At 73.7% G+C, this 20,380-nt stretch carries 18 protein-coding genes; 7 read left to right on the top strand and 11 right to left on the bottom strand.

What is annotated here, in order from left to right; translation table 11 throughout:
• Positions 1–62: 62 nt before the first annotated feature.
• Genes ABZ249_RS21980 through deoC form a run of 3 tightly spaced genes read right to left on the bottom strand, consistent with a single transcriptional unit; the run spans position 63 to position 3,383 of the window.
• Positions 63–1,010 (bottom strand): aldehyde dehydrogenase family protein, encoded by a 948-nt coding sequence (locus ABZ249_RS21980; protein ID WP_355265903.1) that lies wholly within the window; start codon positions 1,008–1,010, stop codon positions 63–65.
• On the bottom strand, positions 1,003–2,433 hold the full coding sequence (locus ABZ249_RS21985) for an aldehyde dehydrogenase family protein (protein WP_220559789.1): 1,431 nt from the start codon (positions 2,431–2,433) through the stop codon (positions 1,003–1,005). Before ABZ249_RS21985 ends, ABZ249_RS21980 begins: the two co-directional genes overlap by 8 nt.
• Positions 2,434–2,435: 2 nt before the next feature.
• Positions 2,436–3,383: a deoxyribose-phosphate aldolase gene (gene deoC, locus ABZ249_RS21990; RefSeq protein ID WP_220559787.1), complete on the bottom strand. Its 948-nt coding sequence runs from the start codon at positions 3,381–3,383 to the stop codon at positions 2,436–2,438.
• Between the two features lie 355 nt (positions 3,384–3,738).
• Between deoC and ABZ249_RS21995 the strand changes: the two genes are divergently transcribed.
• Positions 3,739–4,422 (top strand): hypothetical protein, encoded by a 684-nt coding sequence (locus ABZ249_RS21995; RefSeq protein ID WP_220559786.1) that lies wholly within the window; start codon positions 3,739–3,741, stop codon positions 4,420–4,422.
• A gap of 7 nt (positions 4,423–4,429) precedes the next feature.
• Here the strand turns inward: ABZ249_RS21995 and ABZ249_RS22000 are convergent, their stop codons facing one another.
• The 6 genes from ABZ249_RS22000 to ABZ249_RS22025 all read right to left on the bottom strand — a co-directional run bounded on the left by ABZ249_RS22000 (position 4,430) and on the right by ABZ249_RS22025 (position 11,256).
• On the bottom strand, positions 4,430–5,683 hold the full coding sequence (locus ABZ249_RS22000) for a heparan-alpha-glucosaminide N-acetyltransferase domain-containing protein (RefSeq protein WP_355265908.1): 1,254 nt from the start codon (positions 5,681–5,683) through the stop codon (positions 4,430–4,432).
• Positions 5,684–5,816: 133 nt separating this feature from the next.
• Positions 5,817–7,799 carry an acetoacetate--CoA ligase gene (locus tag ABZ249_RS22005; protein ID WP_355265911.1) on the bottom strand — a complete coding sequence of 661 codons (1,983 nt, stop codon included), beginning with the start codon at positions 7,797–7,799 and terminating at the stop codon, positions 5,817–5,819.
• 282 nt (positions 7,800–8,081) lie between these two features.
• Positions 8,082–8,756, bottom strand: a complete 675-nt coding sequence (locus ABZ249_RS22010; protein WP_355265914.1) for an HAD hydrolase-like protein — start codon at positions 8,754–8,756, stop codon at positions 8,082–8,084.
• 50 nt (positions 8,757–8,806) lie between these two features.
• Entirely contained in the window at positions 8,807–9,445 is a 639-nt protein-coding gene (locus ABZ249_RS22015; RefSeq protein ID WP_355265917.1) for a DUF4126 domain-containing protein, read from the bottom strand.
• 119 nt (positions 9,446–9,564) lie between these two features.
• Entirely contained in the window at positions 9,565–9,810 is a 246-nt protein-coding gene (locus ABZ249_RS22020; protein WP_220559781.1) for a DUF2630 family protein, read from the bottom strand.
• Between the two features lie 60 nt (positions 9,811–9,870).
• On the bottom strand, positions 9,871–11,256 hold the full coding sequence (locus ABZ249_RS22025) for a hypothetical protein (RefSeq protein ID WP_355265919.1): 1,386 nt from the start codon (positions 11,254–11,256) through the stop codon (positions 9,871–9,873).
• A gap of 226 nt (positions 11,257–11,482) precedes the next feature.
• Between ABZ249_RS22025 and ABZ249_RS22030 the strand changes: the two genes are divergently transcribed.
• On the top strand, positions 11,483–11,773 hold the full coding sequence (locus ABZ249_RS22030; RefSeq protein ID WP_073380305.1) for a metal-sensitive transcriptional regulator: 291 nt from the start codon (positions 11,483–11,485) through the stop codon (positions 11,771–11,773).
• A gap of 60 nt (positions 11,774–11,833) precedes the next feature.
• On the opposite strand, the gene ABZ249_RS22035 is transcribed toward ABZ249_RS22030, so the two are convergent.
• Together ABZ249_RS22035 and ABZ249_RS22040 are read right to left on the bottom strand one after the other, a co-directional pair.
• Complete coding sequence (locus ABZ249_RS22035; protein ID WP_220559779.1) at positions 11,834–13,207, bottom strand: NAD(P)/FAD-dependent oxidoreductase; 1,374 nt, start codon at positions 13,205–13,207, stop codon at positions 11,834–11,836.
• Positions 13,208–13,435: 228 nt separating this feature from the next.
• Positions 13,436–14,053, bottom strand: coding sequence for a TetR/AcrR family transcriptional regulator (locus tag ABZ249_RS22040; RefSeq protein WP_355265924.1), 618 nt, complete (start codon positions 14,051–14,053; stop codon positions 13,436–13,438).
• Positions 14,054–14,173: 120 nt separating this feature from the next.
• On the opposite strand from ABZ249_RS22040, the gene ABZ249_RS22045 reads away from it, so the two are divergent.
• From ABZ249_RS22045 to ABZ249_RS22065, 5 genes are all read left to right on the top strand, one after another.
• On the top strand, positions 14,174–15,799 hold the full coding sequence (locus tag ABZ249_RS22045) for a carboxyl transferase domain-containing protein (RefSeq protein ID WP_355265927.1): 1,626 nt from the start codon (positions 14,174–14,176) through the stop codon (positions 15,797–15,799).
• A 58-nt stretch (positions 15,800–15,857) separates the two neighbouring features.
• Positions 15,858–17,864 carry a biotin carboxylase N-terminal domain-containing protein gene (locus ABZ249_RS22050; RefSeq protein WP_355266027.1) on the top strand — a complete coding sequence of 669 codons (2,007 nt, stop codon included), beginning with the start codon at positions 15,858–15,860 and terminating at the stop codon, positions 17,862–17,864.
• Complete coding sequence (locus ABZ249_RS22055) at positions 17,861–19,018, top strand: acyl-CoA dehydrogenase family protein (RefSeq protein ID WP_355265930.1); 1,158 nt, start codon at positions 17,861–17,863, stop codon at positions 19,016–19,018. The genes ABZ249_RS22050 and ABZ249_RS22055 overlap by 4 nt, the downstream gene beginning before the upstream one ends.
• Before the next feature lie 369 nt (positions 19,019–19,387).
• On the top strand, positions 19,388–20,035 hold the full coding sequence (locus ABZ249_RS22060; protein ID WP_355265933.1) for a hypothetical protein: 648 nt from the start codon (positions 19,388–19,390) through the stop codon (positions 20,033–20,035).
• A gap of 80 nt (positions 20,036–20,115) precedes the next feature.
• Positions 20,116–20,367: a hypothetical protein gene (locus tag ABZ249_RS22065; RefSeq protein ID WP_355266030.1), complete on the top strand. Its 252-nt coding sequence runs from the start codon at positions 20,116–20,118 to the stop codon at positions 20,365–20,367.
• The last annotated feature ends 13 nt before the right edge of the window (positions 20,368–20,380 follow it).

The following is a 20,380-nucleotide window of genomic DNA, read 5'->3' on the forward strand; positions in this document are numbered from 1 at the left end:
ACGGCGGCGGGAGGGGCCGCGAGGGCGCCCACGGGGTTCCGGGGGCCCGAAGAAGCACGGCCTCACACGCCGACGGGGTGCCAGACGGTCTTGGTCTCCAGGAAGGGCGTCATCCGCGAGGTGCCGGGGTCGGGGTCGAGCCAGGCCTCCTCGCCCGCGTCGGCGCCCGGTCCGGGGCGCACCACCCGGGTGAGGGTCTGCGCGGCGGCCTCCTCGAAGGCGACCGCGTCCGGGCCCGCCCCCGTCAGGTCCAGAGCGTCGACGTCGGCGTGCGAGGCGAGGTGCGGGCCCAGTTCCGGCACCCGCCCGGTGAGCAGGTCGACCACCCCGCCGGGCAGGTCGGAGGTGGCCAGCACCTCGGCCAGGTCCACCGCGGCCAGCGGGGCGGCCTCCGAGGCCACGACCACGGCGGTGTTGCCGGTCGCGATGACCGGGGCGACCACCGAGGTGAGGCCGAGCAGCGGCGCGTTCTGCGGGGCGAACACCACGACCACGCCGACCGGTTCGGGGGCCGAGTGGTTGTAGTACGGGCCCGAGACGGGGTTGGCCCCGCCCACGACCTGGGCGACCTTGTCGGTCCACCCGGCGTAGTACACCCACCGGTCGATGGCGGCGGAGACGACCTCCTGCGCGCGGGCCCTGCTCAGCCCCTGCGCGGCGACGGCCTGGGCGGCGAACTGGTCGCGCCGTCCCTCCAGGACCTCGGCGACCCGGTAGAGGATCTGGCCCCGGTTGTAGGCGGTGCGCCCGGACCACCCGGCGAACGCCTTGCGCGCGGCGGCCACCGCGTCGCGGGCGTCCTTGCGCGAGGCCAGTGCGGCGTTGGCCAGGTGCGTTCCGTCGTTCGAGGTCACGGGGTAGCTCCTGCCCGACTCCGAGCGCGGGAAGGCCCCGCCCAGGTAGAGCTTGTAGGTCTTGCGGACCGCCAGGCGGGCGGGGACGGCGGGCGCCTCCGCCGCCTTGACCGCCTTGGCCGCACCGGCCTTCTTGCCGCCGCGTCGTTCAGCCAACGTAGGCCTCCAATCCGTGCCGTCCGCCCTCGCGGCCGTAGCCCGACTCCTTGTAGCCGCCGAAGGGGCTGGTCGGGTCGAACTTGTTGAACGTGTTGGACCACACGACGCCGGCGCGCAGCCGCTCCGCGGTCCACAGCATGCGCGAGCCCTTCTCGGTCCACACCCCGGCCGACAGCCCGTAGGGCGTGTTGTTGGCCTTGGCCACGGCCTCGTCGGGGGTGCGGAAGGTCAGCACCGACAGGACCGGGCCGAAGATCTCCTCCCGGGCCACCCGGTGGGCCTGGGACACGCCGGTGAAGATGGTCGGCGCGAACCAGTAGCCGCTCTCGGGGATGTCGCAGGCGGGCGACCAGCGCTCGGCGCCCTCGGCCTCGCCGCTGTCGGCCAGCTCGCGGATGCGCTCCAGCTGGGCCGCGGAGTTGACGGCGCCGATGTCGGTGTTCTTGTCCAGCGGGTCGCCCAGCCGGAGCCTGGCGACGCGCTCCTTGAGCCTGGCCAGCACCTCGTCGGCGACGGACTCCTGCACCAGCAGCCGGGACCCGGCGCAGCACACGTGGCCCTGGTTGAAGAAGATGCCCGAGACGATGCCCTCGACGGCCTGGTCGATGGCGGCGTCGTCGTAGACGATGTTGGCGCCCTTGCCGCCCAGTTCCAGGGTGAGGCGCTTGTCGGTGCCCGCCACGGAGCGGGCGATCCGCCGCCCGACCTCGGTGGACCCGGTGAACGCGACCTTGTCCACGCCGGGGTGCTCGACCAGGGTGCGTCCGGTCTCGCCCGCGCCGGTGAGGATGTTGACCACGCCCGGGGGCAGGTCGGCCTCCTGGCAGATCTCGGCGAAGACCATCGCGGTCAGCGGGGTGGTCTCGGCGGGCTTGAGGACGACCGTGTTGCCGGTGGCCAGCGCCGGGGCGATCTTCCACGCCAGCATGAGCAGCGGGAAGTTCCACGGGATGACCTGGGCGGCCACGCCCAGGGGCCTGGGGTCGGGCCCCAGCCCGGCGTGGGCGAGCTTGTCGGCCCAGCCCGCGTAGTAGAAGAAGTGGGCGGCGACCAGCGGCAGGTCGACGTCGCGGGTCTCCTTGATGGGCTTGCCGTTGTCCAGCGACTCCAGCACCGCCAGCTCGCGCGAGCGCTCCTGGACGATGCGGGCGATGCGGAACAGGTACTTGCCCCGCTCGGCGCCGGACATGCGGCCCCACACGGTCTCCTGGGCGCGGCGGGCGGCGGCGACCGCCCGCTCCACGTCCTCGGGACCGGCGACGGCGACCTGCGCGAGCTTGGTCTCGTCCGCGGGGTTGAGGCTGGTCAGGTTCTCGCCGCTCGCCGCGGGGGTGAACTCCCCGTCGATGAACAGCCCGTAGGACTCGCGCAGGGTGACGACGGAGCGGGACTCCGGGGCGGGCGCGTACTCGAAGATCACGGCTAGTCCAGCGTGTAGTAGTCGGGGCCCGGGTAGGTGCCGGTGGTCAGCCTGGTCCGCTGCATGAGCAGGTCGTTGAGCAGGCTGGAGGCACCGATCCGGAACAGGTCCGGGGTGAGCCAGGCGGGTCCGGCGGTCTCGTTGACCAGGACCAGGTTGCGGATGGCGTCCTTGGTGGTGCGGATGCCGCCCGCCGGTTTGACGCCCACGTAGCGGCCGGTCTCGGCGCGGTGGTCGCGCACCGCCTCCAGCATGACGAGGACGACGGGCAGGGTGGCCGCCGGGGAGATCTTGCCGGTGGACGTCTTGATGAAGTCGGCGCCCGCGCGCATGGCCAGGTGCGAGGCCCGGCGCACGTTGTCGTAGGTGACCAGTTCCCCGGTCTCCAGGATGACCTTGAGGTGGGCGTCGCCGCAGGTCTCCTTGACGGCCCCGATCTCCTCGTACACCTTCAGGTAGTCGCCGGACAGGAAGGCGCCGCGGTCGATGACCATGTCGATCTCGGTCGCGCCGTCGGCCACCGCGCGGGCGGTGTCGGCGAGCTTGACCTCCAGGGGCGCGCGCCCGGACGGGAAGGCGGTGGCGACGGATGCGACGCCGATGCCGGTGCCGCGCAGCGCCGCGACCGCGACGGACACCATGTCGGGGTAGACGCAGACGGCGCCCACGTGCGGCACGGAGCGGTCGGCGGGGTCGGGCAGCGCGGCCTTGGCGCACAGCGAGCGCACCTTGCCGGGCGTGTCGGCCCCCTCCAGGGTGGTCAGGTCGACCATGGAGATGGCCAGGTCGATCGCCTGGGCCTTGGCGGTGGTCTTGACGGACCTGGTGGACAGGTCCTGGGCACGGGCGCGGGCGCCGACCTCGTCGACGCCCGGGAGTCCGTGCAGGAACGCCCGGAGCGCGCGGTCGGTCATCGCCTCGGGCGCGGATGCGGTGTGGGACACGGGCACCTACAGCTCGGTCGAACGATGGGACGGGCTCCTCCGCCGGGTCGGCGGGGGCGGCGCGGGAGGGATCGGCGATCCCCTCCGGGCCGTCAGGTGGTCACCATAACCCCGGGGGCGCGGGCCGCCGGTACCCCTCGACGACGCACCGTCCAAGGTTGGAGGAGAGTCCAACCGAAGCTTGACCGAACCATGGTCTTTTCCTCCAATTCCTTGGTGCGAACCCCCGGAAAGGGGACTCCCGGCCATGTCCTCGGTCACAGGAGGGCCGAGCGCGGTCTATACCGGACTGTCCCTGTGCGCCCCTCCCCCGGCCCCCGCCGCGGCGCGCCCGGGCGCCTCCCGTGCGTACCCTTGCCCCATGGCGGAGTTCCGGATCAGCAGCGAGGACGCGCAGGTCGACCTGCGCAGGTTGGCGACGGCCCTGGCGGAGTCCCAGGGGTGGGCGCGGGAGGACGTGGGCATCTGGGACAACCGGCGCGGGGAGGTCATCGTCACCGTCGACGACGCCCTGCTGCGCCGCCCCGAGCCGGACCTGCGCACCCGGCCCCTGCACACGCCGCGCGACGTGCACCGGGCCTGCGAGATGATCCACGCCGAGGACCCGACGCTGCGCGGGGTGGACTTCGCGTCGCTGCGCACGGAGGCGGCCCGGCTGTTCTCCGCCGGGTGGACCACCGAGGACGTGCTGCACGCGCTGGGCCACCGGCCCGACGGCGAGCCGTGGCCGACCGGCCCCGAGCGCCGGGGCACCGAGTGGCTGGCGGCCCGGCTGCGCGCCTGGCGCACCCCGGACGGGGACATCCGTCCCTCCCTCTCCCAGGAGGGCGCCCAGCTGCGGGTGATCGGCAGGGCCGGGCTGCCGGTGGACCTCGGCCTGCCCGAGGACGCCGAGCCCGCGCTGCGGCCGGTGGCCAGCCCGGCGGTGGCCCGGTCGGCGGCCGACGACGCCCGCCGGCTCATCCGGCAGAACGCGCGCACCACCTCCGACACGCTGGCCCACCGGGACCGGACCTCGTCCACCATCCGCCGCCCCGAGCGGTGATCCCGGGTCAGGCCCGGTCGCGCAGGGAGTCGACCAGGCGCACGGTCCCGTCGGCGGCCTCGCCCAGGAGGAACTCGGCGGGGCCCCGGTCGAACGCCAGACGCCACAAGGTGGCGAAGAGCAGCGCCCCGAGGATGAACCGCTCGGTCAGCCACGGGGTGTGGAACTCGTACCCGGCGGCCGCGACGAGCATCGCGATCACCACCAGGTGGCCCGTGTAGACGGTCAGCGGCATGCGCCCCACCGAGACCAGCGGGTACATCACCGGGCGGGCCCGTTCGCACAGCCACATGCACAGGACGAGCACCACCAGGCCCTGCCCCACCGCCTCCAGGATCTCGAAGGTCGTGCCGGTGTGCGGGGTGTTGACCGCCAGCCACCACCACGAGTCGGTGGGCACCTGTCCGGAGATCGACTCGGCCTCCTGGTCGACCGCGTAGCGCAGCTCCTCCAGCGCGACGGGATCGGTGACCGCCGACAGCGGGGCTCCGGCAAGCTCGGGGGCGCGCAGCTCCATCAGCCGCTCCATGCCGCCCAGCGGCCCCAGGGCCAGCCACGAGCCCAGGTAGCCGCAGGCCGCGGCGACGGCGCCGCCGGCGAGCAGGCGCAGGCGCACGGCGCGGTCGGTGAGGTCCAGGCGGCCCACCGCCATCCCCGCGGTCATGAAGACCATGAAGGTGATCGCCGGGTAGTAGCCGGTGAGGAAGAACTCGGTGAACGAGGTGACCGCACCGGTGCGCGGCTGGACCGGGAACAGGGTGTCGCGCAGCAGGAACGACAGCGGCGGGCCAACGACGGCCAGCGCCCCCGCGACCGTCCACAGCATCCACGAGCGCAGCCTGACCAGGGGCAGGGCGAGCAGGAAGAACCCGCCGTAGTAGGTGAGGATGATGGCGACCGGCACCGCCATCAGGTCCAGGATCAGGCCGAGCAGGGCGATGAGCACCGCGCGGGTGACGATCCGCACCACCGCCCGGAACAGCGGCTCCCCCGCGAGCGGCCGGGTGCGGCCGGTCATCATCGCCAGCGAGACCCCGGCCAGGAAGGCGAAGAGCGCCGACGAGTTGCCCCGCACGATGCCGTGCAGGTCCCAGGCGTAGTCCTCCGGGGAGAGCAGGCCCATGGAGTCCACGCCCAGGTGGACGATGAACATGCCGAAGACCGCCAGGGCCCGGGCCGCGTCGATGCCGTCGATCCTGGTCCGGGCGGGGGCCGGGCCGGAGGCCGGCGCGGTGGTGTCGTCTGGTCGCTTCTGTGCCACGCGGGCCAGGCTATGCCTCCGGCGGTAGGGCCACAATCAAGACCGTTCGCCCCGGTGTGGCCGGGTCCGGCCACACCGCCGCCGGGCGGGACCGGCGGCCGGGGCCCCGGGACGGCGCCCGGGGCCCGGCCGCTCAGTCGGCCAGCGTGCTGAAGAGGTCCAGCGCCTCGGGGTCGGCCAGGGAGTCGCGGCTGGCGACCTTGTCCGGGCTCTGGCCCATGAGGATGCGCTTGACCGGCACCTCCAGGATCTTGCCGGAGAGCGTGCGCGGCACCGCGGGGACGGCCCGCACCCGGTCGGGCACGTGGCGGGGCGAGCAGTCGGTGCGGATGCGCCGGGCGATCTCCTTGACGAGGGCGTCGTCGAGTGCGGCGCCCTCGCGCAGGACGACGAACAGCTCGATGCGCGAGGAGCCGTCACTGCGGGGCACGTCCACGACCAGGGCGTCGGTGACGTCCTCCAGGGCCAGGACGGCGCGGTAGATCTCGCTGGTGCCCATGCGGACGCCGCCGCGGTTGATGGTGGAGTCCGAGCGGCCGTAGATGATCGCGGTGCCGCGGTCGGTGATCTCGATCCAGTCGCCGTGCCGCCAGACGCCCGGGTACATGGAGAAGTAGCTGTCGCGCAGGCGCTCCCCGTCCTCGTCCCCCCAGAAGAAGACCGGCATGGACGGGGCCGGGCGGGTGACGACGAGCTCCCCGACCTCGCCGACCAGCTCCTTGCCGTCGGGGTCCCAGGCGGCGACGGCCATGCCCAGGGCCCGGGACTGGATCTCGCCCTCGTACACCGGCAGGGTGGGGGTGCCGCCCACCAGGCAGCTGCACACGTCGGTGCCGCCGCTGGTGGAGAACAGCCACAGGTCGTCGCCGAACTCCTCGTAGACCCAGGCGAACGCCTCGGGGCTGAGCGGGGAGCCGGTGGAGCCGATCGCCTTGAGGCGGGACAGGTCGCGGCCGCGGCGGGGGTGGACGCCGTCCTTCATGCAGGAGGAGAGGAACCCCGCGCTGGTGCCGAACACGGTGATCCCGGCCTCGTCGGCCAGGTCCCAGAGCGCCCCCAGGTCGGGGGCCGCGGGGCTGCCGTCGTACAGGACGATGGACGCCGGGGTCAGCAGCACGCTGACCAGGAAGTTCCACATCATCCAGCCGGTGGTGGTGAACCAGAAGACGCGGTCGTGCTCCTGCGCGTCCAGGTGCAGGTGGAGGTTCTTCAGCTGCTCCAGGAGGATGCCGCCGTGGCCCTGCACGATGGCCTTGGGCAGGCCGGTGGTACCCGAGGAGTAGAGCACCCACAGCGGGTGGTCGAAGGCGACCGGGGTGAACTCCAGGTCGGCGCCCGCCCCGGAGGCCTCCAGGGCCGACCAGGCCAGGGTGCCCTCGGCCGGCTCGGCGCCCGGGCGGAGGTGGTCGAGCACGACGGTGTGCTCGACCGTGGACAGGGCCGTGCGCAGCTCCTCGACGACGGGTCCGCGGTCGAAGTCCCTGCCGCCGTAGCGGTAGCCGTCGACGGCCAGCAGGACCTTGGGCTCGATCTGGGCGAAGCGGTCGATGACGCTGCGCACGCCGAAGTCGGGAGAGCAGGAGGACCAGATCGCGCCCAGGGAGGCGACCGCGTAGAACGCGGCGGCGGTCTCGGGCAGGTTGGGCAGGTAGGCCGCGACCCGGTCGCCGGGGCCCACGCCCAGCTCGCGCAGGCCGGCGGCGATCGCGGCGGTGCGGGCGCGCAGCTCGCCCCAGGTCCACTCGGCCAGGGGGCGCAGCTCGGTGGCGTGGCGGATCGCGACCCGGTCGGGGTCGCGGCCCTCGAACACGTGCCGGGCGTAGTTGAGGGTGGCCCCGGGGAACCAGCGGGCGCCGGGCATGGCGTCCTCGGCCAGGACGCCCTCGGCGGGGGTGTCGAAGCGGACGCCGTAGTACACGCGGATCGCGTCCCAGAAACCGTCGGTGTCGGTGACCGACCAGCGCCACAGCGCGTCGTAGTCGAAGTCGCCGTCGGCGCCGAAGGCCTCGACGCCCCTGTGCTCCTCGGCCCACCGGGCGAACGCGACGATGTTGGAGGACGCCACCGTCTCCTCGTCGGGTCGCCAGAGCACACGGGGCACGCTGCTCTCCGTCATTGGCCCGCCTTCCATTCGCGTGGCTGTGTGTTGCTGTGAGGTCCATCTAACAGCACACCATGACGGGGGCCACCCCCCGGGCTCCCCGGAACAGGGACCGGACGACGACGGGAAGTTCCCAGGTCACACCACGTTCACGGCCCCTGTGGCGGGCCCACTGCCGGGCGCCCGCACAGGGTGGGGGACCACCATTGACAGCCCTCTCCCCCGCGGTGCGGCCGGCCGGGAGAACCGGTCATGGGTTCTTTCGGCCGACCGCGGGGCGGGTCCCGCCCGCCCGGCTCAGAGGCCGCGCAGCGCGCGGACCGCCGCCACCGGGGACTCGGCCACCGGGGCGCCCGTGGCGGCCAGCCGCTCGGGCGCCATCAGGCCGGTGGACACCAGGATCGCGTGCGCGCCGGCCGCGTGGGCGGCCCGGGCGTCGTCGTCGATGTCGCCGATGAGCACGACCCGGGAGGGGTCGATGTCCTGGCCCGACAGGTGGTGCACCAGGTGCTCCGCCTTGGAGTCGACCTCGGTGTCGTACCTGCGGCCGTCGACCCGGGTGAAGTGCGCGGCCAGGCCGCGTTCGGCGATGAGCGGGACGACGTGGTCGTGCGAGGCCATCGACAGCAGCGACTGGGTGCGCCCCAGGCCCGCCCAGTCGAGCAGCACGTCCGGAACGCCCTGCGCCAGCCGGCACGCGGGCAGGTGGCGCAGGTAGTCCTCGTCGTAGAGCTTCTCCAGGCGCTCCCACTCGCCCACGGCGAGGGCGCGGCCCAGCAGCTCCTCGTAGAGGGGGACGAGCGGGCGCCGGAAGACGCTGCGCCAGTGGTCCAGCTCCACGGGGTCGACGCCGTAGGCGGCGCACACGGCGTTGACCGCGGAGAGGTTCGCGTGGTTGTCGTCCAGGAGGGTGCCGTTCCAGTCCCAGACGATGTGGGTGATGTCGTTCGGATCGAAAGTCAGCTCTGTCATCACCTGCACTTTACGCGGCCTTGATCGGCCGGCGCCGTGTGCCGGTCGCCTCAGGCGGGCGCCCCGGGGCCGGCGTCCCCGCCCCCCGCGGCGCGTTCGGCCCGCAGGCGGCGGCTGCGCCGCACCAGCAGCGCGCCCACCGCGGCCAGCGCCGGGACCACCAGAAGGATGAGGACCGGCAGCAGGATGGCCGCGAGCGAGGTGAAGAAGCTGACGACGTCCTCGATGAGGGAGACGAACGGGGCCGCGCAGCCCGCCGTGACCGAGTTCGCGGCCAGCCGGCCCAGGAACTTGAGCAGGTGGAACACCAGGGCGATGACCACGCCCGCGATGACGGGTCCCCAGGAGACCCCGTCCTGCGCCGTCGCGCCGGAGGCGGCGCCGGTGATCTCGGAGAGCTCCACCGCGGAGGCCCCGGCGCCGAAGACGATGCCGCCGGAGGTGGGGCGCACGACGGTCTGGATCACGTCGTTGATGCTGTCGATCGCCGGGAACTTGTCGGCGAGGAACTCGACCACCAGCAGCACGGTCAGCAGGACGAGGGTGACCGGGTGCTCCAGCCAGGTCCAGGAGTCGCCCAGGACCAGCAGGTCGGTGAAGCGGGCGATGAGGCCCACCAGCAGCAGGGGGATGTAGGCGTTGAGCCCGGCCGCGGTGGACAGACCGATGCCGGTGAGTGCAGTGAGCAAGAGGGGCCCTTCCGGATCCGTGGCGCGGGGCCGGTCCGGGCGCGCGGGCCGGTCCCGGCCCGCGCCGGTTCACCGTGGTTGATGCCGGCCGGGGCCCTGTGGTTGCGGCCGGCGGCGCTTCACTGGCGGTAGTTCTCGACCTCGGACACCGGCCGGACCTCGGCCTCGTCGGGGTCCTGCCCGAACTCCTCGCGGGCCCGCCGCCGGCGGAGCAGGTCCCAGCACTGGTCGAGGGCCTGCTCGACCTCCTTCATGCGGCCGCGCTCCTCGTCGGACAGGCCGCCCGGTGTGGCGCGCAGGGCGTGCTCCTCGTCCATCAGGCCCTTGATGGTGGACAGGATGTCGTTGTCGGCGCTTCGATCCATAGGGCCATGGTGGTGCGGCCCCGGGGCGGGGGCAAGCCCCCCGCCCCGGGCTTGCCCAGATCAGGCCCGACGTTTACGGGCGGCGGCCAGCACCGCGATGGCGGCGCCGATGGTGATCAGACCGCCGGAGACCAGGGCGGCCAGGCCGGGCCCGGTGACGGGCAGCGAGGGCTTGTACCCCGGCTTGGGCGGCGGGGGCGGCTCCGGCGACACGGTCGGCGACTCCGTCGGCGACGGAGACCCCGTGGGCGAGGGGCTCGGCGAGGGCGGGCCGGTCGGTGACGGACTCGGCGAAGGCGACCCCGTGGGCGAGGGGGACGGCGACGGACTCGGCGAGGGCGACTCCGTCGGCGACGGAGACGGGCTGGGAGTCGGCGAGGGCGACTCCGTCGGCGAGGGACTCGGGCTCGGCGAGGGACTCGGACTGGGCGAGGGACTGGGGCTCGGACTCGGAGAAGGCGACCCCGTGGGCGACGGGGACGGAGACGGGCTCGGGCTGGGCGAGGGACTCGGGCTCGGTGAGGGGCTGGGACTCGGGCTCGGGCTCGGAGAAGGCGACTCCGTGGGCGACGGGCTCGGCGAGGGCGACTCCGTCGGCGAGGGAGACGGGCTGGGGCTCGGGGACGGACTCGGGCTCGGAGACGGCTCCGGCGGATTGCAGTCGACCGTCACGTCGCCCAGGACGAGGTCGTACAGGGTCACCGGGTCTCCCACCGGGGCGCCCGCCGCGTCGTAGCGCTGGGCCGTCGCGGTGAAGTCGGTGTAGATGTGCCCGAAGTAGGGGTCGACGATCTCCTCGACGTGCTCGATGCGCGACGTGACCCGGACCTCGGTGGCCCCGTCGCCGTAGTCCCCGGCGAAGGTCAGCTCCGAGGTCCCGGTCCCCGCCTGGTTCGCGGGCGGGGCGTCGACCAGGCGGCCGAGGACGTAGGGCGCCGTGGTCGCCGTCTGCGCGATGACGTCGGCGGGCGGCGCGCACTGCACCCGGTTGTTCCAGGTCGAGACCTGGAGGACGGTGCTGCCGCCGCCGCTCGGGGTCCCCTGGTCGAGCAGCTGCGAGACCCAGGGGATCCCTGAGTCGGGGACCGTCAGGTTGGTGAAGGCGCCGTTGGCGTTGGTCATGGCGCTCTCCGGGTCGGTCACGACGTTCACCTCGCCGGTGGCCGTCGCGGAGGTCAGGTAGGGCGACTCCGGCAGCGTGTTCCAGGAGTCGTTGCCGTTCCCCGAGACCTCGATGGCCCGGAGGGTCTCGTTCACCGGGCTCCCGTACACGGAGCCGTCCAGCGACAGTCGGCTCCAGACACTCGACGCGTAGGGGGTCGCGGGCGCCGCCACCACGTCGCGGGCCCCGAAGACCGCGCCCGCGGCGAGGGCTCCCGAAGCCAGCAGGACCGACGTGACGGCGGCGGCCCCGGCACGCCGCCGCACCAATGAGCGATCTCTCACCGCAACCAATTCAACACTCCCCGTAGTTGATCCCGGCCGTAGGGAACACTCTAGGTAACGGATGCCCGGAGACCCGGCAGGACGCGGCACACCCTACGCCCCTGTTCGTCTGGGAAACTCCTCCTAGGGCACCCGACGGCGGAATGCTCCGCCGACCCGGGTGGTTCAATACCTCGAGGGGGTATTGTTCATGGCAATCGAGCAGGAACGACACGGAAGCGGGACCATGGCTGCGACCCACGGTTACAGCAATGACAAGCAGAGCCACATCAATCGACTCCGCCGCATCGAGGGGCAGATCCGCGGCCTGCAGCGCATGGTCGAGGACGACCAGTACTGCATCGACATCCTCACCCAGACCTCGGCCGTGAACAGCGCCCTGCGCTCCTTCGCGCTGGCCATGCTGGACGAGCACCTCAAGCACTGTGTGGCCCACGCCGTCGCCAACGGCGGCGAGGAGGCCGACGCCAAGGTCAAGGAGGCGTCGGAGGCCATCGCCCGGCTGGTCCGCTCCTGACCCGCCCGCCACGCGTCGTTCCGGGGGCGGCGGCCGCCACGGCCGCCGCCCCTCGCCGTGTCAGTCCTCGCCGTAACGGGCCCTGAGGTTCTCCAGCAGCCTCGCGCCCTCGCGTCCGGCCGATTCCGCGTCGAGGTAGTCCACGGCCTCGTTGGCCACGAAGGACGACGGCCGCCCGTCGTCGGCGAAGCCCATCCGGGACACGTCCCCGCCGATGAGGGCCCGGATGCCCCAGTTGGCCAGGATGCGCGCCCGCGCGTTGGGCGAGGGCACCGCCATCAGGTGGTAGCCGCGGGTGGCGCCCAGCGCCGGGAGCCCCGTCAGCTCCATGTCCATCACCCGGGCCAGCGCGTCCCTGCCGCTCAGGTCCACCACCAGGCCCAGGTCCCGGTGGCGGAACTCCCGGAGCGGCCGCCCCAGGATCGAGGCCACCACGTTGTCCGCCGCGGTCACCGCCTGCCGGGTCGCGTACTGGGCCGTGGGCGGGCAGTAGGGCGCGTCACCGGACAGGTTCGGCACCGCCGCGGCGTCGCCCAGGGCGAACACCTCCGGCACGCCCGGCACCCGCAGGTCGGCGTCCACCTCCAGGCGGCCGCGCTGGGTGGGCCTGCCCAGGGTCTCCACCAGCGGGCTGGGGGACACCCCCGCGGTCCAGATCAGGGTGCGGCAGGGCAGCGCCCGCCCGTCGGTGAGCACCACCTTGTCGGCGGTGACCTCGCGCACCGACACCTTGAGCTTGACCTCGATGCCCATGCGGCGGAGCAGGTCCAGGGCCTTGCGGCCGAGCCGGTCGCCGAGTTCGGGCAGCACCTTGGGCGCGATGTCCACCAGGTGCCAGCGGATCACCGAGCGCAGCTCGGGGTAGCGCTTGGCCGCCTCCTCGCACAGGCGCATCAGCGAGGCGGCGGTCTCCACCCCCGTGTAGCCGCCGCCGACCACGATGAACCGGCAGCGCTCCTCCCGCTCGACCGGGTCGGCGGTGTCGTTGGCCAGCTCCAGCTGGGCGAGCACGTGGTCGCGCAGCAGGACCGCCTCGGCCAGGGTCTTGGCCCCGTAGGCGTGCTCGGTCAGGCCGGGGATGTCGAAGGCCCGGGTGAGGCCGCCGGGGGCCAGCACCAGGCGGTCGTAGCGTACGGGGATCAGCTCGCCGGTGGGCCGGCACACCACGACGACGCGGTCGTCGGTGTCGACCCCCACGGCGTTGCCGGGGATGAGCCGGGTGTCCCGCGTCAGCCGGTGCACCGACATCGCCACGGACTGCGGTGTCAGCAGTCCGGAGGCCACCTGCGGCAGCAGCGGGCTGTAGAGCATGTAGTCGTGGGGGGCGATCAAGGCGATGTCCGCCGCCCCCGACGGGATGCGGCGTTCCAGACGACGCAGGGTGTGGATACCGCCGAACCCCGCGCCGACCACCACGATCCGAGGCCGAGCCATGTGTTGCTCCTTCTCCGTGTCGGTCGCCGTCACAGGCGGCCCTACCCGATACGGCCGAATGTAGAGCCGCGCCCGGACGCCCCCGAAACCGCAGAGCCGGTCCGTTCCCACCTCTTGGTGACCTTTTTGTCGGACTTCGCCCTGTGCGGGTGAAGGGGAGGGCCGTCCTGCGTCGGTCCTCTCCGGGGACCGGAGCGGCGGCCTGTCCGGGAAGGGCGCGGGCCGCGGTCAGCGGCCGCCGTCGGCGGAGGCGGGCCCGGCGCCGCCCGCCGGGGACTCGGGGGCCGTCAGCGCGGCGGCGCCCATGTCCAGCAGCAGGTCGGCCATGCGCGCGCGGGGCAGCTCGCCGCGGCTGTGGGGGGTGGAGTTGAGCAGGCCGAAGACGGCGTGGACCGCGGCCCGCAGCACGGGGGCCGGGGTGTGCGGGCGCATCTGGGAGAGCACGCCGACCCACTCCTCGACGTAGCCCCGCTGGAGGCGGCGGACGCGGCGCCGGTCCCCCTCGGTGAGGTGGTGCAGCTCACGGTCGTGCACGGTGATCAGCGCCGGCTCGTCCAGGGCGAACGCGATGTGCCCGCGCAGCAGGGCGGTCAGCGCGGACGCGGGGTCGGGGGCGGCGGCGACCAGTTCCCGCCCGCGGCCCGCCAGGCGTTCGCTGACGTCGATGAGGATCGCACCCAGCAGCGCCTGCTTGCCGGAGAAGTGGCGGTACAGGGCCGGACCGGTGGTGCCGACGGCCCGGCCGATGTCGTCGATGAGCACGCTCCGGTAGCCGCGTTCGGCGAACAGTTCCGCCGCCGCGCCCAGCAGCGCCGCGCGGCGGTCGCCCGTCGGTCTGGACACCATGCCCGCTCCGTTCCTCACCCCGCCCGGCGGTTCGCGGCGCCGGACTGTGGACACCCATGTTAATGGTCACTAACATCACTGATGTTAGTGAGCATTAACACCCCTCCACGAGAGGACAGCATGAGCAGGGCATCCGTACTCGGCTCGGCGGTGGACACCGCCGGCCCCGCGTTCGCCGCCAACGACGCGGCGAACCGCGCCCTCGCCTCGGAGCTGCGCGAGCGGATCGCCACCGCGGCCCTGGGCGGCCCCGAGAAGTCCCGAGCCCGCCACGTCGAGCGCGGCAAACTGCTGCCGCGCGACCGTGTCGACCACCTCCTGGACCCGGGCTCCCCGTTCCTGGAGATCGCCCCCCTGGCCGCCTACGGGCTGTACGGGGCCGACGGGCAGGACGCCCCCGGCGCCGGGATGATCGCCGGGGTGGGCCGGGTGGCCGGGCGCCCCACGGTGGTGGTCGCCAACGACGCCACCGTCAAGGGCGGCAGCTACTACCCGATGACCGTCAAGAAGCACCTGCGCGCGCAGGAGGTCGCCCTCCAGAACCGGCTGCCGTGCGTCTACCTGGCCGACTCCGGCGGCGCGTTCCTGCCCATGCAGGACGAGGTGTTCCCCGACCGCGAGCACTTCGGGCGGATCTTCTACAACCAGGCCACCATGTCGCGGCTGGGCGTCCCGCAGATCGCGGCGGTGCTCGGCTCCTGCACCGCGGGGGGCGCCTACGTCCCGGCGATGAGCGACGAGGCCGTCATCGTCCGCGATCAGGGCACCATCTTCCTGGGCGGTCCGCCGCTGGTGAAGGCCGCCACCGGCGAGGTCGTCACCGCCGAGGAGCTGGGCGGCGGCGACCTGCACTCCCGGGTGTCGGGCGTGACCGACCACCTGGCCGACGACGACGCGCACGCGCTGTCCATCGTGCGGCGCATCGCCGACACGTTCGGCCCGCAGGGCGCGCCCGCCTGGGAGACCCGCGAGCCGCGCCCGCCCGCGCTGGACCCGCAGGAGCTGTACGGGGTGGTGCCCGCCGACACCCGCACCCCCTACGACGTGCGCGAGGTCATCGGCCGCGTCGTCGACGCCAGCGAGTTCACCGAGTTCAAGGCCGAGTACGGGACCACCCTGGTCACCGGCTTCGCGCACATCCACGGGCACCCGGTGGGGATCATCGCCAACAACGGGATCCTGTTCGCCGAGTCGGCGCTCAAGGGCGCCCACTTCATCGAGCTGTGCGACCGGCGGAGCATCCCGCTGGTGTTCCTGCAGAACATCTCCGGGTTCATGGTGGGCCGCGACTACGAGGCCGGGGGCATCGCAAAGCACGGCGCCAAGATGGTCACCGCGGTGGCCTGCGCCCGCGTCCCCAAGTTCACCGTCGTCATCGGCGGCTCGTTCGGGGCGGGCAACTACTCCATGTGCGGCCGGGCGTACTCGCCCCGGTTCCTGTGGATGTGGCCCAACGCCCGCATCTCCGTCATGGGCGGCGAGCAGGCCGCGTCCGTGCTGTCGACCGTGCGCCGCGACCAGATGAGCGCGCGCGGCGAGGAGTGGTCCGCCGAGGCCGAGGAGGAGTTCAAGGCCCCCATCCGGGACCGGTACGAGGAGCAGGGCAGCCCCTACTACTCCACCGCCCGGCTGTGGGACGACGGCGTCATCGACCCCGCCGACACCCGCGACGTGCTCGCCATGGCCCTGTCCGCCGCCCGCCACGCCCCGCTGGAGCCCGTGGGCTACGGCGTCTTCCGGATGTGAGGAACCCTTGACCACGACCGTACTCGTCGCCAACCGGGGCGAGATCGCCCTGCGGGTGATGCGCACCCTGCGCCGGATGGGCCTGGGCGCGGTGGCGGTGCACACCGACGCCGACGCCGGCTCCCCGCACGTGGGGGCCGCCGACCTCGCCGTGCGCGTGCCCTCCTACCTGGACGCCGACGCCATCGTCGCCGCCGCCCTGGAGACCGGGGCCCGCCTGGTCCACCCCGGCTACGGCTTCCTGTCGGAGAACGCCGTGTTCGCCCGCGCCTGCGCGGACGCCGGGCTGGTGTTCATCGGCCCGCCGCCCGCCGCCATCGACGCCATGGGCGACAAGATCCGCGCCAAGGAGACGGTGGCCGCCGCCGGGGTGCCGGTGCTGGGCGGCTTCACCGAGGAGCCCGGGACCCCGTTGCCCGACGACGCCCTGCTGGAGCTGGCCGCCGGCACCGGCTACCCCCTGCTCATCAAGCCCTCCGCGGGCGGCGGCGGCAAGGGTATGCGCGCCGTCCACTCCCCCGCGGAGCTGCCCGACGCCGCCGCGGCCGCCCGCCGCGAGGCCCTGGCCTCGTTCGGCGACTCCACCCTGCTGGTGGAGCGCCTGGTACAGCGCCCCCGGCACATCGAGGTGCAGGTGCTGGCGGACGCCCACGGCACCGTGCTCCACCTGGGCGAGCGCGAGTGCAGCCTGCAGCGCCGTCACCAGAAGGTGGTGGAGGAGGCGCCCTCCCCGCTGCTCACGGACGGGCAGCGGGCCGCCATGGGCGAGGCCGCCGTGGCCGCCGCCCGCTCCTGCGGGTACGTGGGCGCGGGCACCGTCGAGTTCATCGCCGAGGCGGGCGAGGACGGCGGGCTGTCGTTCTCGTTCCTGGAGATGAACACCCGGCTCCAGGTGGAGCACCCGGTCACCGAGGAGGTCGTCGCGGTCCGCGGCGAGCGCGGCCTGGACCTGGTCGAGCTCCAGGTGCGGGTGGCCCTGGGGGAGCCGCTGCCCTTCGGGCAGGACGACGTGTCCTGGGTCGGGCACGCGGTGGAGGCCCGGATCTACGCCGAGGATGCCGACCGCGGGTTCCTGCCCAGCGGCGGCCCGGTGCTGGCCCTGGCCGAGCCCGCCGGCGAGGGGGTGCGGGTCGACTCGGGCATCGCCGCCGGGAGCGAGGTGACCTCGTCGTTCGACCCCATGCTCGCCAAGGTGATCGTGTGGGGCCCGAACCGCGACGCGGCGCTGCGCCGCGCCGATGACGCCCTGGGCGGGTACCTGCTGCTGGGGTGCGTGACCAACACCGCGTTCCTGCGCCGCCTGCTGCGCCACCCGCGGGTGGTCGCCGGCGACCTGAGCACCGACCTCATCGGGGCGGAACCGCCCGAGCCCGCCCCCGAGGGCGTGCCCGACGCGGTGTACGCGGCCGTCGCCCTGGACCACATGCTCGACCTGGAGCCGCCCGCGCCCACCGCCGACCGGTTCGCCGTCCCCGACGGGTGGCGGATCGGCGGGGCCGCGTGGACGCCGTGGCGGCTGCGGGCCCCCGGCGGCGAGGCCGTGACCGTCCGGGTGCGCCGCACCGGGTCCGGCTTCTCGGTGGCCGTGGGCGAGGCGGAGGCTGTGGACGCCCGCGCCCGCCGCGACGGGGACCGGCTCACGGTGTCCTACGCGGGCCGCACCCGCACCTACCTGCGGGCCGACGACCCCGCCACCGCGCACCGGTGGCTGGGCGCCGACGGCTCCGCCTGGACCCTGCACGAGGAGCCCGTCGACGCCGCCCTGCGCGGCGACGAGGCCGCCGCCGACGGCACCGTGCGCAGCCCGATGCCCGGCACGGTGCTCGCCGTGCCGGTCGCGGTCGGCGACACGGTCACCGCCGGCCAGGCGCTGGCCGTCGTCGAGGCCATGAAGATGGAGCACTCCGTCACCTCACCCGTCGACGGCACCGTGGCCACCGTCGCGGTCCGGCCCGGCGCGTCCGTACCGATGGACGCCGTCCTGGTCGTCGTCGAGCCCACCGGGTCCCCGGACACCCCCGGGGCCCCGTCCGCCCCCGCCACCAGCGAGGAGAACCAGCGTTGAACCGCCACCAGCTGTCGACCGAGCACGCCGACCTGCGGGCCTCCGTGGAGGAGTTCGCCCGGACCGAGGTCGCCCCGGTCATCGCCGAGCACTACGAGAACGGGACCTTCCCCTACGAGGTCATCGCCAAGATGGGGCGGATGGGCCTGTTCGGCCTGCCGTTCCCCGAGGAGCACGGGGGCATGGGCGGCGACTACTTCGCGCTGTGCCTGGCCCTGGAGGAGCTGGCCCGGGTGGACTCCTCGGTGGCCATCACCCTGGAGGCCGGGGTGTCGCTGGGCGCGATGCCGCTGTACCGGTTCGGCACCGAGGAGCAGAAGAAGACCTACCTGCCGCGGCTGACCTCCGGCGAGGCGCTGGGCGCGTTCGGGCTGACCGAGCCCGACGGCGGGTCCGACGCGGGGGCCACCCGCACCACGGCCCGCCTGGAGGACGGGCAGTGGGTCATCAACGGGACCAAGTCGTTCATCACCAACTCCGGCACCGACATCACCGCGCTGGTCACGGTCACCGCCGTCACGGGGCGGCGGGAGGACGGGCGGCCGGAGATCTCCTCCATCCTGGTGCCCACGGGGACCCCCGGGTTCTCGGTCGGGCAGAAGTACTCCAAGGTCGGGTGGAACGCCTCCGACACCAACGAGCTGGTGTTCGAGGACTGCCGGGTGCCCGAGGCCAACCTGGTGGGCGAGCGCGGCCGCGGGTACGCCCAGTTCCTGCGCATCCTCGACGAGGGGCGCATCGCCATCGCCGCGCTGTCGGTGGGCCTGGCCCAGGGCTGCGTGGACGAGAGCGTGCGCTACGCCCACGAGCGCAGCGCGTTCGGGAACACGATCGGCCACTACCAGGCGATCCAGTTCAAGATCGCCGAGATGGAGGCCCGCGCGCACACCGCCCGGCTGGCCTACTACGACGCCGCCTCCCGGATGCTGGCGGGCGAGCCGTTCAAGAAGGAGGCGGCGATCGCCAAGCTGGTGGCCTCCAACGCGGCCATGGACAACGCCCGCGACGCCACGCAGGTGTTCGGCGGGTACGGGTTCATGAACGACTACGCGGTGGGCCGCTTCTACCGGGACGCCAAGATCCTGGAGATCGGCGAGGGCACCAGCGAGGTCCAGAAGATGCTCATCGCCCGCGAACTGGGCCTTCCGGCCTGACGGGTGCGCGGGGCCCGGGCGCGGGACGGTCGCGCCCGGGCCGCTCGGGCGAACGGCTCCGCCACGGCGCCCCCGGCGGTGACGGGGGCGCCGACTGCCGCGCCCGGGAACGCGCCGGCGCTCTGCTCCGGGCCCCGACGCGCGGACGCCGCCCGCCCGGTCGCGGGCGGCGTCCGTGGCCGGGACCGGCCTCCGCCCGCCGTTCGGTGAAGGGCAGGGGTGACAAGTACCCACAATCGGCACAGAATGGACTCCGTACGGCCAGTGCGGGTCCCCTGCGTTCCGGACCCGGAAGACCCGGTCCGCCCACGCAGCGGCCCCCGCCACGGGTCCACGGCCGCCCGTATCCCCGGCCGGAGGAGTCACCGGATGGAAGGCGCCCTGCCCGTCCTCGCCCTGGTCGTCGTCGTGGTGACGGCCGGCGCGGTCGCGGTCTCCGCGCACTTTCGCAAGGAACGCGTCGCCGAACTCCGCGGTTGGGCGCGCGCACAGGGATGGACCTACACCGAACACCACCCCGCCCCGTTGGGCGACGCCGCCCTGCCCCGCCCCCTGGGCGGGCGCTCCCCGCGCTTCCACCACGTCCTGGACGGACGGCACGGCGGCCACCGCGTCACCTTCTTCGAGCACACCCCCCGCCCGGCCGCCCGCGGCGCGGACGAGGCCCCGCACACCTACCGGGTGGTGGCCGTGCGCACCCCCGGCACCGACACCGACCTGGAGATCCGCCGCCGCGACGACGCGGCGGCCGGCGCCACGACCGACTTCGCACGGGCCTTCCAGGTGTCGGGCGGCGACGGGTTCGCCCGCGCCGCCCTGGGACCGGAGACGGTGGAGTGGCTGCTCTCCGACCCCCGCTCGCGCTCCTTCCCGGTCCGCTTCACCGGGGAGCACGTGCTCACCTGGGCCGTCATGCGGCTGGACCCGGACCGGGCGCTCACGGCGGCCGACTACCTCATCGACCTCATCGACCGCGTCCCCGCGCAGGCCTGGGGGACGCACGCCACCGGCTCCTGACCCGGCCGTACACCGCTCACGCCGCCGGGGGGAGCGCTAGAATCCGGCTTGCCCCAACGCAGCAAGGAGTGACATCCGTCTTGAGCGACCCCAACTCGACGGCGCGCATCTCCCGCGCGGACCTGTTCCGCGACGAGGAGGCCCCCGACCCCGACTCGACGGCCCGGATCTCCCGTGCCGACCTCTTCCGCGACGAGGAGGCCCCCGACCCCGACTCGACGGCGCGCATCTCCCGCGCCGAACTGTTCCGCGACCAGGACGCCGCCCAGGCGCCCGACCCGAACTCCACCGCGCGCATCTCCCGCGCGGACCTGTTCCGCGACGACGACTGACGCGGCCCGCGAC

The sequence above is a fragment of the Nocardiopsis sp. NPDC006139 genome (assembly GCF_040614155.1).
Classification (GTDB): Bacteria; Actinomycetota; Actinomycetes; order Streptosporangiales; family Streptosporangiaceae; genus Nocardiopsis; species Nocardiopsis changdeensis.

Coding starts and splice junctions, on each gene's coding strand:
- ABZ249_RS21995 (WP_220559786.1), top strand. CDS start 3,739: ATGGCGGAGTTCCGGATCAGCAGCGAGGACGCGCAGGTCGACCTGCGC.
- ABZ249_RS22005 (WP_355265911.1), bottom strand. CDS start 7,799: ATGACGGAGAGCAGCGTGCCCCGTGTGCTCTGGCGACCCGACGAGGAG.
- ABZ249_RS22010 (WP_355265914.1), bottom strand. CDS start 8,756: ATGACAGAGCTGACTTTCGATCCGAACGACATCACCCACATCGTCTGG.
- ABZ249_RS22020 (WP_220559781.1), bottom strand. CDS start 9,810: ATGGATCGAAGCGCCGACAACGACATCCTGTCCACCATCAAGGGCCTG.
- ABZ249_RS22030 (WP_073380305.1), top strand. CDS start 11,483: ATGGCTGCGACCCACGGTTACAGCAATGACAAGCAGAGCCACATCAAT.
- ABZ249_RS22035 (WP_220559779.1), bottom strand. CDS start 13,207: ATGGCTCGGCCTCGGATCGTGGTGGTCGGCGCGGGGTTCGGCGGTATC.
- ABZ249_RS22040 (WP_355265924.1), bottom strand. CDS start 14,053: ATGGTGTCCAGACCGACGGGCGACCGCCGCGCGGCGCTGCTGGGCGCG.
- ABZ249_RS22045 (WP_355265927.1), top strand. CDS start 14,174: ATGAGCAGGGCATCCGTACTCGGCTCGGCGGTGGACACCGCCGGCCCC.
- ABZ249_RS22050 (WP_355266027.1), top strand. CDS start 15,858: ATGCGCACCCTGCGCCGGATGGGCCTGGGCGCGGTGGCGGTGCACACC.
- ABZ249_RS22060 (WP_355265933.1), top strand. CDS start 19,388: ATGGAAGGCGCCCTGCCCGTCCTCGCCCTGGTCGTCGTCGTGGTGACG.